Here is a 16,172-nt window from a genome sequence, read left to right as displayed (position 1 = left end):
CTTTAAGATGTCCCCTTCCTCTTTAGGTGGGGGAAAACAAACTACAACAGCTGGCGAGCATATCTCCCAGCTCGTTGAAACGCTAATTGGAAGATTTTTCTTCTAAAGAAGAAAAATTTGAACAATGGCGTTATAATGAATGCAGATAAAAAAGCTACTGTTCCTGCAATACCAATAAATACCCCTACAACAGCCGCCAATATAGTTTTTTGTTCACCGTACCACCATCTCCTTCATTATCTGTCATAAAAAAAGATTACACCGCATTGTCATGTTTTCTTCCTCATGTGGCTTATTTGCCTTATATACGTCTACATTTTCTCTGAATACCAATGATTTTCCTGCACCAAAACTTCCATTATTTTTCCCCGCTGCTGCCCTATACCCTCTCCCTGCATATAGGGAATTCCCCTTCCTCCTTTGACTTACTTCCGATAAGATAAAAAAAATTTACTAAGTCATGAATAAAGTATTTTTTTTTTGTGATTTTTAATATATAATATACCTATAGTTGTAGTGTGTATTATATATAAAAAAAAGGAGGGCTACTATGGCTAAGTATGTGTGTAGTGTATGTGGTTATGTACATGAAGGGGATGCTCCACCTGAGCAGTGCCCAATTTGTAAGGTAGGACCTGAGAAATTCAATAAGATGGAAGAGGGACAGCAGCAGCTGGCAGACGAGCATAAGCTGGGCATTGCCAAGGGCGTTGACTCTGAAATTGTTGAAGGACTCCGGGAGCACTTTAACGGTGAATGTTCCGAAGTAGGTATGTATTTGGCAATGTCCAGAGTAGCAGATCGCGAGGGTTATCCTGAGATTGCCGAGGCATTTAAGAGATATGCCTTTGAAGAGGCTGAGCACGCAGCAAAATTTGCTGAATTGTTGGGCGAGGTTTTAACTGACAGCACTGAAAAGAATCTCAAAATGCGCGTAGATGCTGAGTTTGGTGCCTGTGCAGGCAAAAAGAAAATTGCCGTTCACGCCAAAAAGCTCAATCTCGATGCCATCCATGACACCGTACATGAAATGTGCAAGGACGAGGCTCGTCATTGCAAGGGCTTTGAAGGCCTCTTAAAGAGGTATTTCGGCAAATAAACATAGCTAAAAAAAGTCTGTGAAAATGCTTAAACCCATTTTCACAGACTTTTTTAGTGACTTTTTTTAGATAAATGCAGACCATTTATCCCTACAATAAATCAAAATTTACAGAACTGATCTGATACCCAACCGATAGCACCATTAGTCCGTTTAACCTTGGCCCAGCCCGGCTTGGAATCCAATATTTCCACCTGCTCACCCTTTTCAAAATATCCCAGGATATTGGCACTGGTACTGGCATCTGAACGCATTCTCACCTCAGTACCTGTAATCACACCATGATTATGCGGTTTTTGAGTATCCTTCTGCTGCTCAGCAGCATTAGTAGTATTACCGGTTGGTTTTGGCGCTTCAGCTGCAGGCTTTTTTTCTGTAGTCCCAATGGAAAAAGTTTCCTTCACCTCATTAATATCGCCGTCAAAAACAACAAAGAAAGCCCCTACTACAATTGCCAGCAATGCCACTACCCCTATCACAGCATATACCACAGAATTGGAAGGACCACTATTGTTGCCCATTGGTATATATTGTCCCTGCGGTTTGAATGGTGCCGCCTTATTCATCTTGTTATCAGGTGGCATAGTGCTGCTTCTCTGGGGTGCAGTTGGTTGACATGCCTGACCACATTTAGGGCAAAAAGCAACATTATCATTTAATTGTGTTCCACAGTTTTTGCAAAATTTACTCATATATCTCTTCTCCTAATCAAATAAAGTATGTTATCATAACTGCCGAATAAATTGAAGTGATTTCATAGGCTTTCCAAATACATGGTACAAATATCTTAAAATCAGGTCCTCTGCCTGTATCATAATTTTACCACTCACCTTAAAAGACGGCTTTTCCTGCCAATTAAGCCTTAACAGTTGACCTATAAAGGTCCGCATGGCAGCGGGATACTCCACAATATCATGATCATCCGCCTGTACCATGTCCTGTGATACTGCTCCACCTGCTTCGATGGAAAAATAGGCGTCTCCCTCTATGTCCCTATTACATCTTATACATCGCTCATATGACAGCTGCATCCCGGAGAACTCCAGCAGCTGAAAAGCCGCTCCCAAAGCGGCCACTCTTGGATTACGCTGGCCAAAGGCAGCAAAGATTTCCAGCAGCCTGTTATACATTTCGCCCTGCGGAAACCCCTCCACCGATAAGTTAATAGCCAGCTCAGCCACAAAAGCACCATAGGCCATTACAGAAAAATCTCTGCTCATGTCACGATTGATTCTTTTTATGGAACACTGACGTACTGTATCAAGCTTGTCTCCCTTGGAAAGCTGAACACTGATCTCATTAAACATCTGCAAAGGCCCGGCCAAGGGGCTTTTAGGACGCCGACAGCCAAAGGCAGCTGCTACTATTTTCCCCTGCTCCCTGGACAGAAGCGTCACTATTTTATCGGCTTCACCCCAATTTTTTACTCCCAGTACAAGGGCATCAGTCTGGTATTGTGCCATTATTCGAACCCAAAGCCCTTGAGGATATTATCCCGATTGCGCCAGTCCTTCTTGACCTTCACCCATAAATCCAGAAAAACCTTGCCTCCAAGAAGCATTTGTATATCCTGCCGGGCCAGTCCACCAATCTCCTTGAGCATGGCACCCTTTTTACCAATAATAATACCCTTTTGAGATTCCCTTTCCACATAAATTGTAGCACGGACATAATTATCGCCATTCTCTCGCTGTTTCATCTCATCCACATCCACAGCAATGGAATGTGGTACTTCATCGCGAGTCAGGTGTAAAACTTTCTCCCGAACCATCTCAGCAATTATCAGGCGTTCCGGCTGATCTGTGACCATATCCTCCGGATAATACTGCGGGCCCTGGGATAAATGAGACTTCACTTCAGTGATGAGCCCCTCCAAATTGTTTTCCTCCAATGCAGAAATAGGCACCGTAGCAGCAAAATCATACCTTTCATTATAGCTGGTAATAATAGGCAGTAATGCTTCTTTATCCTCCAGTAAATCAACCTTGTTTATGGCCAATACAACCGGCTTTTTTGTAGCCTGCAGCCGCTCAAGAATATAGCGTTCTCCGGGACCAAATTTCTCGTTGGCATCAACAACAAAGATAATTGCATCGACTTCCTGCAAGGTTCCCTCAGCGGCCTTTACCATATACTCTCCGAGCTTGTCCACCGGTTTATGGATCCCAGGCGTATCCAGGAATACCATCTGGAAATCCGGCCTGGTAAGTACGCACATGATTCTGTTGCGGGTAGTCTGTGGCTTATCGGACATAATGGCGATTTTCTGGCCGATAAGACTGTTTATAAGCGTGGATTTTCCCACATTTGGCCGGCCAATAACTGCCACAAATCCTGACTTATAATCCTTTGGCAATTTCTTGGGCTCATTTTTAGGAATAGAGTTAATGTCAATTTCTACACCCTTGCCCTTTACAACATCAGGGGCCTGAGCCAATGGCAGCTGCATATCCTTGTCATCACCGTCATCACGACTGATACCCAGCTTCCCCATTACATAACGCTGTTCTTCTTCCATTTCCAGTCGCTCTTCCTCATCCATGTGGTCATACCCCATAAGATGAAGCATACCGTGAACGGTAAGGAAGGAAAGCTCTCTTTTAAGGCTGTGTCCATATTCCTTGGCCTGCTCCTGAGCCTTTTCCACAGAAATAATAATATCTCCCAACATCTCTGTTTCAGAACCACCCTCTACAACAGGCTCCTCATCAAAGCTATCAGCAAAAGCAAAGGAAAGTACATCCGTCGGTCTGTCAATCCCCCGATATTTGTTGTTTAATAAATGGATATATTCATTATTGGTCAAGGTAATACTTACCTCACCATTCTCCACCCCATACAACGGACCGGTAACCTCAGCAGCATGACGCACAATTTCTTCAATAGGATCGTCAATTTTCAAATTTTCCGGTTCACAGCTGATAATAACATCCATTCATCTTTTCTCCTTATTCTTTCCTCATTTTTTGTTCATAGCTGTCGTATGCTTCGACAATTCTGGCCACCACATCATGCCTTATAACATCCATGGCTTCCATTTTTACTATTTCTATTCCTCTTACATTTTTCAGAACTTCCGCGGCCTCCAACAAACCGGAGGTTATTCCCCGAGGCAGGTCAATCTGCCCCGGATCACCGGTAACTACCATTCTGGAGCCAAACCCCAATCTGGTCAAAAACATCTTCATCTGTTTTGAAGTAGTATTCTGGGCTTCATCCAGGATAACATAGGCATTTTCCAATGTACGCCCGCGCATATACGCCAAAGGGGCAATTTCGATAACGCCCTTAGCCATGAGCTTTTGGTACATATCCTGCCCCATTATATCCTGCAGGGCATCATATAGTGGACGAAGATAGGGATCCACCTTTTCCTGCAAATCACCAGGCAAAAAGCCCAGCTTTTCACCGGCCTCAACCGCCGGCCGGGTAAGAATAATCCTCTCAACTTCCCGGTTACGCAGCGCAGCACAGGCCAGCACTACAGCCAAATAAGTCTTGCCAGTTCCCGCCGGCCCCATGCCAAAGGTGATGGAATTTTTCTTGATGGCATCCACATACACCCGTTGCCCCAGGGTTTTAGGACGAACATGGCGTCCTCTGGAGGTAACCAATATAGTGTCACCAAACAAGCTGTGCAGGGCTTCACCCTTACCACCCTTGACCAGTCCTATACTGTACCTTACTTCATGCATAGTGATGGCATTACCCTGACGGTACAAATACTGCAATTCCCGCATAATCTTGGCAGCAGGCTCAACTGCCGAAGCCTCCCCTGCAATCTCCAGGGATTCACCACGACTGATAAATCTGGCCTCAAAGTTGTCCATTAATACACGGATATATTCATCTCTTTCTCCCAGCAAAGCCATGGCTTCGCTTCTATCGGCAAATTCAATAATTTCTTCTGCTATATTCTGCAACTATTCACCGTAGTCTAATCTGCCAACTACGGTGTCTTCACCTCGCTTATAAAATGATAAAGTAATAAATTTAATTGCTTTGTCCATCAGAACAAATCACTATGGGTTCCAGTTCTTGCCAGATACAGATATAAATATATATCATCTATCTCATACATCAATAACCAATCCGGTGTAATATGACACTCCCGGTACTTTGCCAGCTTACCACTTATTTGATGATTCTTATTTTCTGGCGGAAGCTCCTCTCCCTGAGCCAGCTTTTTGATAACATCCGTAATAAGGTCAATATTGTATCCACGCTTTTTTGCACGCTTCAAATCTCTTTTAAACTGGCTAGTAGGCTTTACTACATACTTCACGCCAACAAATCCTCCATCATCCTATCAACATCCGAATAGGATTTGCCAACAGACGGGTTCTTTTTCATTTCCTCGACTTCCTTTATTGCTGCCAAAGTTGCCGCATTGGAGGTTTCGAACTGGATAACATCCTTCATATACCTTATTAAATTACCCTTAACGTTTTCATGGTTTTTAACAACAATACTTTTAAAGGCATCATAAGTCTCTCTATCTAACGTAAAAGAACAGGTAACGGTTTTAGAAACTGCCATATCCATTCTCCTTTCCAAGCTTTCTAATTTGTCTTTTACTAAGTATACTAAGTAAGTCTCCATAGTGTCAATAAAAAAGCCGTTGCAATGCAACGACTCTTCTATTCTATGGCAAATTTATAAAAGAACTACCGCAAGATCTACGACAGCTCCGAATTATTATTGTAGTAAATTCAGCACATTGCTGCTGTTTTGATTAGCCTGAGCTAACATAGACTGCGCGGCTTGCAGCAAAACATTGTGCTTTGAGTAATCCGTCATTTCCTTGGCCATATCTGCATCCCGTATCGCGGATTCAGCATTTTGTACATTTTCGTCAGCCGTTATAAGGTTTTCAATAGTAAATTCCAAGCGACTTTGCATGGAGCCGATAGTGGTCTGCTGTTCCAACGCTTTACGAAGTGCTTGATCAACTACACGGATAGTATTATTGGCATCTTCCCTAGTGTTCACGCTAATTTTTTTACCAAACTTATCTTTAAGGCCCATAGCTTCTGCACGCATATCATTGAAACTAACTTTCATAGATTGCCCTGCCTTAGTTCCTGTCTGCAGAGTCAACTTCCCCATTCTTTCCTGATAACCGTCTGGCCATTCTACCAAAAGGTCTCCTAGTGAAGAATATTTACCACCTGGCAAGTACCAAAACTCTGTTGAACCTGCCTCTGGCACCACATCTGCCCCTGATAACGACTTCGGACCACCTGCATCACTTCCCAATGTGGAACCAACATCCTCATTTGTCAAATCTATATCACAATAATTCTTTAAAAATGCCATCATATTTCCGACAACATCGTAATCATCAAGCATTTGAGCCAACATATCATCACGAGAGGAAAACTTACCTTTAGAAGCAAACTGTATAGCCTCGTCCAACATTTCTACTCCGCGCTTTGATGAATGACTTAACGAATTCATAAAACGTTGCATTATTTCTGTACCATCACCTGCATTTTGTGCTGTTAAATACCGCAAAAATATATAACCTGCATCATAAGGATCATTGGAACTGGCCGTATAATGACTATCATCCAATAACTGATTTTGTAACCATGCCTTGTCATGGCTAGCAAGTGTGGTAGTCCAATCATCTCTTCCTTGAATATATGAGGCTGTACCCTCTGTTATAAATGTAGGAAGAGTATGCATATTTGTAATATTAGATGCCATAATCCCATGGGTCAGCTCATGAAGAACAAGCCGATCGACCCAAGCTCCGGACGGGTCTGTTTTATCATACCAGTTGACATTGGCCATATTTATTACCATTTTCAAACTATCAGCCTTACCATTACTATTTACAGTCCACGAACATAATGCGGCCTCAAAAGCCCCAGGCTTATCTTCAAATTCGATGTTCATTTCCCTAACCGACGCATCAGATCCACGAAATGTTAACCCATAGGCTTCTTCAATGCGATCTAAGCTATTTTCAATCCACTCCGTGTTTAGAGCTGCAATTATCTGCTCTCTATCAGTCTCAATTTTTACCTCCATGCTGCCGTTAATCAAATATTTACCGTTATATGTAACATTGGCATTATCATCCACTTGGTCAATGAGTTCGTCCAATTCTTTCTGTATAGTGGCCCTATCAATATCTGTATTAGTATCATTGGCTGCATCCAAGGCTTTTTCTTTGAAAGTTCGCAAAATATCTACAGTGGAGGATACTGCCCCCTCGGCTACTTTCATTAAACTAATACCGTTCTGTGAATTGGTAATATCCTGCTCTAATGAGCGAATTTGCACCCGCATTTTCTCAGAAATAGCATACCCGGAAGCGTCATCCTTTGCACTATTGATTTTCATGCCAGAAGCCACTTTTTCCAGATTATTAGCCATCTTTTTGTCATTTTTCTTCAATGTATTATATGTGTTTAAAGCAGCCATATTCGAGGCAACTACAAGAGCCATAACTACTCCCCCTACGCGCAATGCTCCGATTATCTTAAAACTACTTTAGCAAATATACATTTAAAAATGTTGTACTCTGAGTCCAATTTCCCAATAAAAAAGGAGTCGCTACAATGCAACGACTCTTCTATTATCTGGCAATTTTATAGTTCACTGCAAATTTGACAATTATGATTTATTCCATCATTAGTTCCTGCACGAGATCATCACTCATACAGTGCATATCCGATATTCCGTTTTATTTTACCGCAACTGGTAATCTAAAACAATGGTATTTTAAGTGGCAAACGAATGAAATACAAAAGAACTGCCACAATAATGCGGCAGCTCCTGACAATTATAACGCCATTGTTCAAATTTTTCTTCCCCAGAAGAAAAATCTTCCTATTAGCGTTTTACCCAAGGCCACTAGCTTTGCATCGCACGAGCCGGGAGATATGCTCATCACCTATAAAAGTATGTTTCCCCCACCTGTAGAGGAAGGGGCCGTCTTACACCGAGTTATTTGAGTGTAGTTGCACCTAAAAATAAATCGCCATTATTCAATTTGTTTGTCAGCGTTTGCTTATTTCGTAATGAAATATATCCTTCATTGTGATTTTCAGCCCCGTATCCGAAAGCATTCCATCCATGACAGCCTTCTTGAGATGGTAATACACTGAGGTATCGCCCTTTGGCCAGGAAGCAGCATGAATATCCTCGGCCATTTCCCAGGAAACCGAGGATTCAGTCTGGTCAGTCAAGACATTGACCCTGTCACAGGGCATACCATTTAAAAAGAAATCCTCAAAGGCTTTATATGCTTCCATAGCTGAACTTTCCATCACTATAGCTGCACCTTTACCAAAATCAACAGCTGCAGCACATATTGAATCGATACGGGTACCATCGGCAGATAAAATATCTGTAATCATTTGCGCAAACCTTGATTCAGCATCAACGATTTTAGCCTGCAGCCAGCCATGAATATTACTGGCGTCAATAGCATCAGCCAGCTCCGGCAAATCATAGGTATACTTATCCCCATCGCTAAGCCAACCATTGTTTACTGCAAGATCGGCAACCCGTTTAGTAAGTTTTTCCTGGTTGTCAATCTTATTATATAACCAAAAATGAATAGGTCCCAAAAACATACTCATGTATTTATGCCTCCATTGCAGCGATTTTGTGATTGAGTCTGTCAATAACCGGCTGTGCATCCATACCGTGAACCGCACAAGCATCTGCCAGGGATTCGGCCTGGGACGCCGGGCAGCCAAGACAGTGCATCCCCATCTCCATAAGGAGCTCTGCAGCATCCGGATAATTGTTCACAATTTCACCAATCAGGGTGGATTCATTGACATATGTGTTTTCCATTTTTAATTACCTCCTGCTATAAATAATTCATATATTACAGCTTTAATATACATCATGTTTCATAACAAGTATGTTTGAAAAACAACATTTCAAATAATTTATCCTAACGGCGCTTCCCCGCAAAATGTGCTTTGGCAAATTCCATATCCTGAACAAATTCAGCCGTTCCAATGTATTGACCATCATTGTTCCGTACAGCCATATATGTCACCAACATTGTTTTGCCGTTTTTTTCCATCCATACTGGTACACTGTCCCGTCGGCCTTCACGAAAATCCTCTATAATCTTCCGGACCATAGGCTCAATCTTGGGAGGATGACAGGAAAATACATCGCGGTCTATAGCCATGGAAGGCCGTTTAAACACCTTGGGCCCTTCATTAAAAAATCTGTTTATATTGTCAGCATCCACAAAGCTGATTTCCATAGGGACAGTATTCAAAAGTGCCGTTATTTGGTCCACGGTCATATGCCCTCCCGGCATAACCACCTCATTATCCTTCGTTTCCGGAACATCAGCTCCTCGTTCCACAGCTTCCTGCCAAAATAAATTTTCCACTCCAAAGCACTCCTGATAATCCTTGGAGTCATGATAAATACCATACCACTCTTCTTTTGTAAAATTCACCGCACAAATTGGGAACAGAATATTCTGTTCCTTATATTTCATATCCCCAATACGCTTTAACACATTTTCAAATCTGTCAGTCCAGTCATTGTCTATTTGTTGCGCTCTCTCCAAAAAAGCAAGTTCATCGCGGATTTCATCATCATGGGTCCACATAACATCCGATGGCCCCGTTACACCGTATTTTACTTTAAGCAATGGATATAGCAGGTCACCTTTTTTTGCATAATGGACAGCTACCTGGCGCAATTCTGATATGCTGCCCTTCAAGGAACCCTGATCCCTATTACAGGATTTTGCCCTGGCAAGAATGGTATTCAACTCTGCATTTTCCTGGGAAAAAGTGTGTAGCGGATGCCCCAAAACTGCTTCAAGTGCCTGTGCCTTTTCCAGTTTATTGCTATAATCACGCTTCGGATACTGCTCCTGTTTTTGTAATGCCTCCTGAACCCTTTGTCTGTTGTCATCCCTTTGTTTATAACCAGCTTTTCCAGTGTATGTTTTATCTGTCAAAAAAAAACGCCTCCTCTACAATTATCGCATAGTAATATTATAACGCCATCGTTCAAATTTTTCTTTTAAAAAAGAAAAATCCTCCAATTAGCGTTTCAACGAGGTGGTAGATATGCTCACCACCTGTTAAAGATTGTCCCCCCACCTATTGAGGAAGGGGACATCTTACACCGAGTTATATTGATTTTCCTTATCATGTATGTTATTTTTACAACAAAATTTTCTATTATTGGTTTTCATCTTCATCAAAATTTTACTGATCACCAGATACAGCGCAATTCACAGACTGGATATCCCTGAACGCAAAATATCCCCTTCCTGCTGTGGAAGAGGATATTTTATTCCCCAGTATAACGAGCTTAAGATGTCCCCAAAAAAAATAGTACAAATGAAGACAATACTCAAAACAGCTGACATCATTTTGAATATACGCCTCATAATTAACCCGTTTCTACAAATTACATGTTCAACTCAGCACATCAATGTCCTGTACCCTTCATAAAAATTCGCCATATATCAGCGGGTAATGTACCACCGGTCATAGTCCCCATAGTCTGATTATTATCACATCCTACCCATACTCCCACAACCAGGTCAGGTACATATCCCACAAACCAGGCATCATGGTAATCACTGGTAGTACCGGTTTTACCGGCCACATGACCGCCAATATTTGCCCTGGTACCAGTACCACGGCTGACTACCCCCTGCAGCATACTATCCAGCTGGGATGCAGTTTCCTCCTTTAACAACCTTTTCGAGGCATTTGGATTTGGGTACTCCTCCAAAACATTCCCATCACGATCCATCACTTTTACCACCGGAGTCTGCTTCACATAAAGCCCCTTATTGGCAAAAGTACAATATGCACCTGTAAGCTCCAAAGGTGTAACTCCCCGGGTTATGCCCCCCAGGGCAGCTGCAAGGTTATTATCATTTTTATCACCTTCCATGACTAAGGTTGATATCCCCATATCCCTGGCATATTTCAGCACCTTATCCATCCCTACATCCTCTGCTACCTTGACAGTTGCTACATTTAGGGACTGCTCACATACATAGCGCAGAGGGACATTGCCATTATAACTACGGTCATAATTTTGTGGGGACCAGGCATAGCCCTTCAAGGGAGTATCGGCAACTGTGGTATCCGGTGTATACCCGGACTCAAGGGCCGCCGCGAAAACAAAGGGTTTAAAGGCAGAACCAGGTTGTCTCTCTGCCAATGCAGCACGATTAAACATATCAGTGCCCCTGCCACCTACCATGGCCTTTATATACCCGGTCTGTGGATCAATGGCTACCAATGCTCCCTGAGGCTGTTTCACCCCATTTACTTCGTTCATTTCCGGAAGCTCCTGCATAGCCCTTTCGGCAGCCTGCTGCATATCCATATCAATGGTGGTATAGATTTTCAGCCCGCCCTTATACAAGCCTTCATCTCCATATTTCTCTATGATTATCTGCTTTACATAATCTATAAAATAATGTTCTCCACCAACTTTTTTTGCCACCGGTTGTACCAGATGAATTTCCTCATTCGCTGTCTTTTGGGCAGTAGATAAGGTGATATACCCATATTTTGCCATCTGATGTAAAACTACGCCTTTCCTTTTCTGTGACTCTTCCAGGTTATTGAGTGGAGAATATTCATTGGGACTCTTTGGAATCCCTGCCAACATGGCACATTCATTTAAATTCAGGTCTTCAACATTTTTATTGAAATAGTATTTTGCTGCTGCCTGAACTCCATAAACACCGCGCCCAAAATAAATCTGGTTGAGATACATCACCAGAATTTCATCCTTTGTATGCCGATGTTCAATTTTCAGGGCCAAAAACATTTCCTGAATTTTTCGTTTAAATGTACGGTCCTGGGTTAAATATGCATTCCTGGCCAATTGCTGGGTAATAGTTGATCCACCTTCAGCGACTGTATGATGGGTAATATTTTCCCATATGGCCCGCATAACGCCACGATAATCGATGCCAATATGCTCATAAAAACGCACATCTTCCGTTGCCAAAAATGCTTTTTTTAAATTTGCAGGGATTTTATCGTCTGTGACTGGTTCTCTGTCTTCTTCAGCATGTACAACTGCTATTTCATTACCTTTTATATCATAAATATGGGAGGTAAAGGCAGGCTGAATATCCGGCAAATCATCAGGGATATTGGCTGAAGCAAGCAAAAATCCACAACAGCTGCCAAAGGCTACCATTGTAAAAACTATTATAAAAACTGTAAATACTCTCAATTCTGACCATCCAATTCAGTCTTGTTAAATATTCGGACAATATTATTTAATTTTAACACATAAATGCACCTATTTGTTGCACCATAGGTCCTATATCTTGAAAATTCACTGTTAATATTCTCCGAATACCCCTCATAATAGATTTTATCACCCCTGCCCCCAAAGTACCAGCTTCTGCTTTCCAGTACCATCCTACTGTCATTACGCTGTACTTGATGTGACGAAATAACTGGCAACAGTTTTTATGCCACCAGCTCTCACATAATTTTTTATTCTGGATAAAGATTTATTTACAGGGATTTCCTTACCTCGGCAGTTTTAAATAATAGTTTTATTGCAATAAACTTAACACCATCGAGCTGTTCTTATTGGACTGGCTAAGCATTGCCTCGCCGGCTTGTGCCAATATCTGTGCTGTTGCATAACTCATTGCGCTCTTGGCCATATCAGAGTCACGAATTGTACTTTCACTGGCCTGGGTATTTTCCTCTTGAGTGACAATATTTTCCTCAGTCATTTCCAGTCGCATAATCTGTGCCCCTACCAAAGTATTTGCCCCCGTCAGATAATCAATAGCCCTATCCAAATAGCCTTTTGTGGCTTTAGTTACAGTCGTACCATTTTCCGTTTTAGTGGTAATATTTCCCAAAAGAAGCTCCCGGCTCTCTTTTGTCATGACATTATAATCCTCTATACCACCATATTCCTCCACATAATTAAAGAGATGATCCAGGGATGTCTGGGGAATTTTGATATGGATATTTTGACTGGAACGGTCAGTATGGTGAATCACAAGGTCATTTACATAAATATCCTTATCGATTTTTATAACATCATCCATCGTTTGATCAGCCAGCTTGGCTCCCTGTTCCCGCAAATCCGGATACATCGTATTATACGGATATGACAGAACATCAAACGGTCTTGTATCATAAATAGTTACAGTCCCCTTGTCCACATTGCCAGCCACAGCCAACATATGGGAATGCCCATTTCGTATGGTACGAATAGCTTCTCCTGCCTGAGTTCGGACAGCTTCCACAAAAGATTTCACATCATTTACCTGTGCAAGATTTATAACATCCACTCTTACAGTCATGATATCTGCACCTGATGATCCACTTGCAGGGCGAAATTCTTCCGACTCATCACTGCCATCATAAAAATAAAAATTTACCCATTGCTCCGGACATGTGGAACAATAAACCCGAAACCCCTTACCTACCAAATCATCTGGAAGTTTTGGATTTTTTTCATCAAATACCTTTTTAAAATCTATGGTGTATTGAGCCAGCTTATTTTCAATGACTTCCAATTGTTCATCATTCCCATTTTCACCTACATAACCAGCCTTGGCAATCAACGCCTTTGTTCCTGAGGTCGTACTGCTTCCATCAGTGAAATGCCTTTTATCCATCGATGTCATCAAATCTATAAAGGCATCCGCTATGGTAGTTCCACTTTCTACACTTTGCCGCAGGACTTTCAAATCAACATCACACACTGTGCCATATTGCCCTGGTTTATTTTGCTGAACCGCTTCCATGGAATGCGGGTCAGTTGTGTCAATGAAACCGTAATACTTGCCCCCAGGAGCTTTTAAAGCTTTTCCTACCAAAGCATCAACAAATTCAGTTAGCTTATCCTGTTCAGTAGTATCATAGGCAGTTAAATCCATCGTATAGGTTGCTTCCTTACCTGGTAAAGTCTCCACTTCTCCTTTCGGAATACCACCTGAGGTAAGGGATACCGAACTTGTATCCAAGGCATTAACCGCCTCATAATTTATCTTTGTTCCTGGTATCTCCGGAATTGCCTCTTTTCCCGTAATACCATTTTTCACTTTAATATATGCTCCACGACCTGCACTGGTAGTTGTAAGTGTCAAAACTCCTCTGGACAAAGATAATGTTACCCCAATAGACGCTCCTCCTTGCGGTTCGCCAATCTCATTCCAGGCAGTTAATCTGACATTGGAGCAGTTAGCATCCTTACCTACTACCCAAACGCCTTCACTATCCTGATGCGGAGCGGCACTTCCCTCCACAAATTTAAGATACGCAGCATCATTGATGGTGATACCTGTACCCGCCACAATACTGGAAATATTTTTAGTAAGAACCGCAACCGTAGCATCCTTGGTTTTCTCATACCAGGCGGGCTTATCAATAACAGTTTTTTCCAAATCAGTATCTGGATCGCGTTCCGTATGTGTTACTGCCGGATGATTTATCCCCTCTTCATTAGTCCCATGAACAGTTTCATCAGAAAAAACATTGGTTTCTCCGGCTGCAGTACGCCCGTTATGCGCAGGCTCTCCGCCAACGGTAACCGAACTGGCCTCTTCACTGTAGCCTGCAATAATTTTCCTGTCATTTGCGGCATTGTTGGTGGTAAATGTTATTGTGGAATTTTCCTGTGAGGTACTGGTTATTGGCGTTTTTCCTGAAAGTATACCGGCAACCTTTGCTGCAATCTCTTCTGTTGTACTTAGCCCACTAATATCAATCATTGACGCATTACGATAATTCTTGCTGGTATCCGTCGTAAGCACATAGCTGGTGGCACCACAATTAAAGCCTTTACCATTTAAGTCACCCACCAAATAACTGCTCAAATCCCATGTAAAAGTAGCTGGTGTAATCTCCTGTGGATCATGCTGAATATACTCATTATCCACACCCCCGGCAAGATTTACGCTGGATTCATCCCCAAGCAGGGGAGTAATGGTCGACTCATGAGTCCCCCACCGTGAAAAAACATCAAAAGGACCAAAAATACCATCCAAAGTATCATATTTATCATCTATGAAATCATACTCTGACTCCGGAATCCTTATTGGCTTATCCAGCACCTTCCAGGATGATACTTTCTCTGATGTGGTGTTGCCTACCAAAAGAAGTTTACCGTTAAATGTTGTCTCCCAAGCTATTTGCTGGATCTCATCATAGCTCTGGTCCAGCTCCTTCTGTATGGTAGCCCTGTCTATTTCACTGTTGGTATCATTATGCGCATCAATCACCTTTGCCTTAATCTGCTTCATAATATCGAGCTGCCGCTGAATAGCCCCCTCGGCGATTCTTAGCATCGAAGAGCCCTTCTGAACATTTTGGTCATCTTGATCCAGTGCCCTTATACGCACCCGCATTTTTTCAGAAATGGCATATCCGGAAGCATCATCTCCTGCATTGCGTATCTTTTCACCCAACGCCAGTTCACTGGCAGATTTTGACTTTTTCTTTGTATTTTTATGTAATTCCCCTAAAATCATATTTGAAGAAATGCTATTTGCAATTACCATTTGCTCCTCCAAAACTAAAACACAAAACAAATGTCTACTTTACAAATACCACTTTACCAAATTAACCTTTACAATTGTTGTACTCTAAGTCCAATAACGCTATAGGGTATTTTTTTTGACAAGCAAAAAGCCCTTTCCTCAGAAAGGGCTGGAAGTTATTACATTATTTCTCACTGCATATACCATCATGTCTTCACCCAGTAAGAAACCATCCTCAACCTTCAAATACTGGGATACAGCCATACCGTTACATCGGGTAAAACCACCGGAGGGATTATAGGTGATCGCCCAGGCATTGGTGTTATCCACCAAATCATTGGCGCCTGTATCCAAGGCACTGGTCATAATAGGGATGATATCCAAAATCCCATCCCCGTTAATATCCATAAATATAATATCTCCATCCATACAATTGGGATTATCATAGTTATGAATAGCCGGTGGCTGATAGGAAAAGGAATAGGTCGATGCGTGCCCCTTGTTATCTGACAGTTGCACATTGAATTGATTGCCGGTATTGGTGGCAATAACGGTTACATTGGCATCATTAATGTT

At 42.1% G+C, this 16,172-nt stretch carries 15 protein-coding genes and 1 pseudogene; 2 read left to right on the top strand and 14 right to left on the bottom strand.

Annotated features, from left to right (window positions below; genetic code table 11):
• Positions 1 to 117 precede the first annotated feature (117 nt).
• Positions 118 to 249, top strand: a complete 132-nt coding sequence (locus K6C05_RS02745; RefSeq protein WP_296730939.1) for a hypothetical protein — start codon at positions 118 to 120, stop codon at positions 247 to 249.
• A 301-nt stretch (positions 250 to 550) separates the two neighbouring features.
• A complete protein-coding gene (locus K6C05_RS02740; RefSeq protein WP_296730938.1) occupies positions 551 to 1,099 on the top strand; it encodes an NADH peroxidase in 549 nt (182 codons plus the stop codon).
• A gap of 101 nt (positions 1,100 to 1,200) precedes the next feature.
• On the opposite strand, the gene K6C05_RS02735 is transcribed toward K6C05_RS02740, so the two are convergent.
• The 14 genes and pseudogenes from K6C05_RS02735 to K6C05_RS02670 all read right to left on the bottom strand — a co-directional run.
• Complete coding sequence (locus K6C05_RS02735; RefSeq protein WP_296730935.1) at positions 1,201 to 1,791, bottom strand: SH3 domain-containing protein; 591 nt, start codon at positions 1,789 to 1,791, stop codon at positions 1,201 to 1,203.
• A 33-nt stretch (positions 1,792 to 1,824) separates the two neighbouring features.
• Positions 1,825 to 2,562 (bottom strand): DNA repair protein RecO, encoded by a 738-nt coding sequence (gene recO, locus K6C05_RS02730; protein ID WP_296730933.1) that lies wholly within the window; start codon positions 2,560 to 2,562, stop codon positions 1,825 to 1,827.
• A complete protein-coding gene (gene era, locus K6C05_RS02725) occupies positions 2,562 to 3,455 on the bottom strand; it encodes a GTPase Era (RefSeq protein ID WP_296730943.1) in 894 nt (297 codons plus the stop codon). The genes recO and era overlap by 1 nt, the downstream gene beginning before the upstream one ends.
• A gap of 114 nt (positions 3,456 to 3,569) precedes the next feature.
• Positions 3,570 to 4,034, bottom strand: a pseudogene (ybeY, locus tag K6C05_RS02720) (rRNA maturation RNase YbeY); the annotation flags it as partial.
• A gap of 13 nt (positions 4,035 to 4,047) precedes the next feature.
• Positions 4,048 to 4,971 (bottom strand): PhoH family protein, encoded by a 924-nt coding sequence (locus K6C05_RS02715; RefSeq protein ID WP_296730942.1) that lies wholly within the window; start codon positions 4,969 to 4,971, stop codon positions 4,048 to 4,050.
• A 137-nt stretch (positions 4,972 to 5,108) separates the two neighbouring features.
• The gene (locus K6C05_RS02710; protein ID WP_296730930.1) at positions 5,109 to 5,384 is read right to left on the bottom strand and encodes a type II toxin-antitoxin system YafQ family toxin; all 276 of its coding nucleotides are present in this window, start codon (positions 5,382 to 5,384) and stop codon (positions 5,109 to 5,111) included.
• Positions 5,381 to 5,638: a hypothetical protein gene (locus K6C05_RS02705; protein WP_296730927.1), complete on the bottom strand. Its 258-nt coding sequence runs from the start codon at positions 5,636 to 5,638 to the stop codon at positions 5,381 to 5,383. Before K6C05_RS02705 ends, K6C05_RS02710 begins: the two co-directional genes overlap by 4 nt.
• A 159-nt stretch (positions 5,639 to 5,797) precedes the next feature.
• Positions 5,798 to 7,558: a flagellinolysin gene (locus K6C05_RS02700; RefSeq protein ID WP_296730925.1), complete on the bottom strand. Its 1,761-nt coding sequence runs from the start codon at positions 7,556 to 7,558 to the stop codon at positions 5,798 to 5,800.
• Between the two features lie 554 nt (positions 7,559 to 8,112).
• Positions 8,113 to 8,697, bottom strand: coding sequence for a hypothetical protein (locus K6C05_RS02695; protein WP_296730921.1), 585 nt, complete (start codon positions 8,695 to 8,697; stop codon positions 8,113 to 8,115).
• 4 nt (positions 8,698 to 8,701) lie between these two features.
• Positions 8,702 to 8,917, bottom strand: coding sequence for a DUF1858 domain-containing protein (locus K6C05_RS02690; RefSeq protein WP_296730919.1), 216 nt, complete (start codon positions 8,915 to 8,917; stop codon positions 8,702 to 8,704).
• Positions 8,918 to 9,020: 103 nt separating this feature from the next.
• Positions 9,021 to 10,058: a PAS domain-containing protein gene (locus K6C05_RS02685; protein WP_296730917.1), complete on the bottom strand. Its 1,038-nt coding sequence runs from the start codon at positions 10,056 to 10,058 to the stop codon at positions 9,021 to 9,023.
• Between the two features lie 479 nt (positions 10,059 to 10,537).
• Entirely contained in the window at positions 10,538 to 12,280 is a 1,743-nt protein-coding gene (locus tag K6C05_RS02680) for a PBP1A family penicillin-binding protein (protein WP_296730941.1), read from the bottom strand.
• 367 nt (positions 12,281 to 12,647) lie between these two features.
• Entirely contained in the window at positions 12,648 to 15,617 is a 2,970-nt protein-coding gene (locus K6C05_RS02675) for a flagellin (RefSeq protein ID WP_296730915.1), read from the bottom strand.
• A gap of 138 nt (positions 15,618 to 15,755) precedes the next feature.
• Positions 15,756 to 16,172 (bottom strand): hypothetical protein (locus K6C05_RS02670; RefSeq protein WP_296730914.1); only part of this gene is annotated, 417 nt, incomplete at its 5' end.

The organism is Anaerovibrio sp. (genome assembly GCF_024697385.1).
GTDB lineage: Bacteria > Bacillota > Negativicutes > Selenomonadales > Selenomonadaceae > Anaerovibrio.
This window is presented reverse-complemented; position numbering and strand designations above follow the sequence as displayed.

Excerpts from the sequence above, each read along its gene's own strand:
- K6C05_RS02740 (WP_296730938.1), top strand. The coding sequence starts at position 551 with ATGGCTAAGTATGTGTGTAGTGTATGTGGTTATGTACATGAAGGGGAT.
- K6C05_RS02735 (WP_296730935.1), bottom strand. The coding sequence starts at position 1,791 with ATGAGTAAATTTTGCAAAAACTGTGGAACACAATTAAATGATAATGTT.
- recO (WP_296730933.1), bottom strand. The coding sequence starts at position 2,562 with ATGGCACAATACCAGACTGATGCCCTTGTACTGGGAGTAAAAAATTGG.
- K6C05_RS02715 (WP_296730942.1), bottom strand. The coding sequence starts at position 4,971 with ATGGCTTTGCTGGGAGAAAGAGATGAATATATCCGTGTATTAATGGAC.
- K6C05_RS02705 (WP_296730927.1), bottom strand. The coding sequence starts at position 5,638 with ATGGCAGTTTCTAAAACCGTTACCTGTTCTTTTACGTTAGATAGAGAG.
- K6C05_RS02700 (WP_296730925.1), bottom strand. The coding sequence starts at position 7,558 with ATGGCTCTTGTAGTTGCCTCGAATATGGCTGCTTTAAACACATATAAT.
- K6C05_RS02695 (WP_296730921.1), bottom strand. The coding sequence starts at position 8,697 with ATGAGTATGTTTTTGGGACCTATTCATTTTTGGTTATATAATAAGATT.
- K6C05_RS02690 (WP_296730919.1), bottom strand. The coding sequence starts at position 8,917 with ATGGAAAACACATATGTCAATGAATCCACCCTGATTGGTGAAATTGTG.
- K6C05_RS02680 (WP_296730941.1), bottom strand. The coding sequence starts at position 12,280 with ATGGTAGCCTTTGGCAGCTGTTGTGGATTTTTGCTTGCTTCAGCCAAT.
- K6C05_RS02675 (WP_296730915.1), bottom strand. The coding sequence starts at position 15,617 with ATGGTAATTGCAAATAGCATTTCTTCAAATATGATTTTAGGGGAATTA.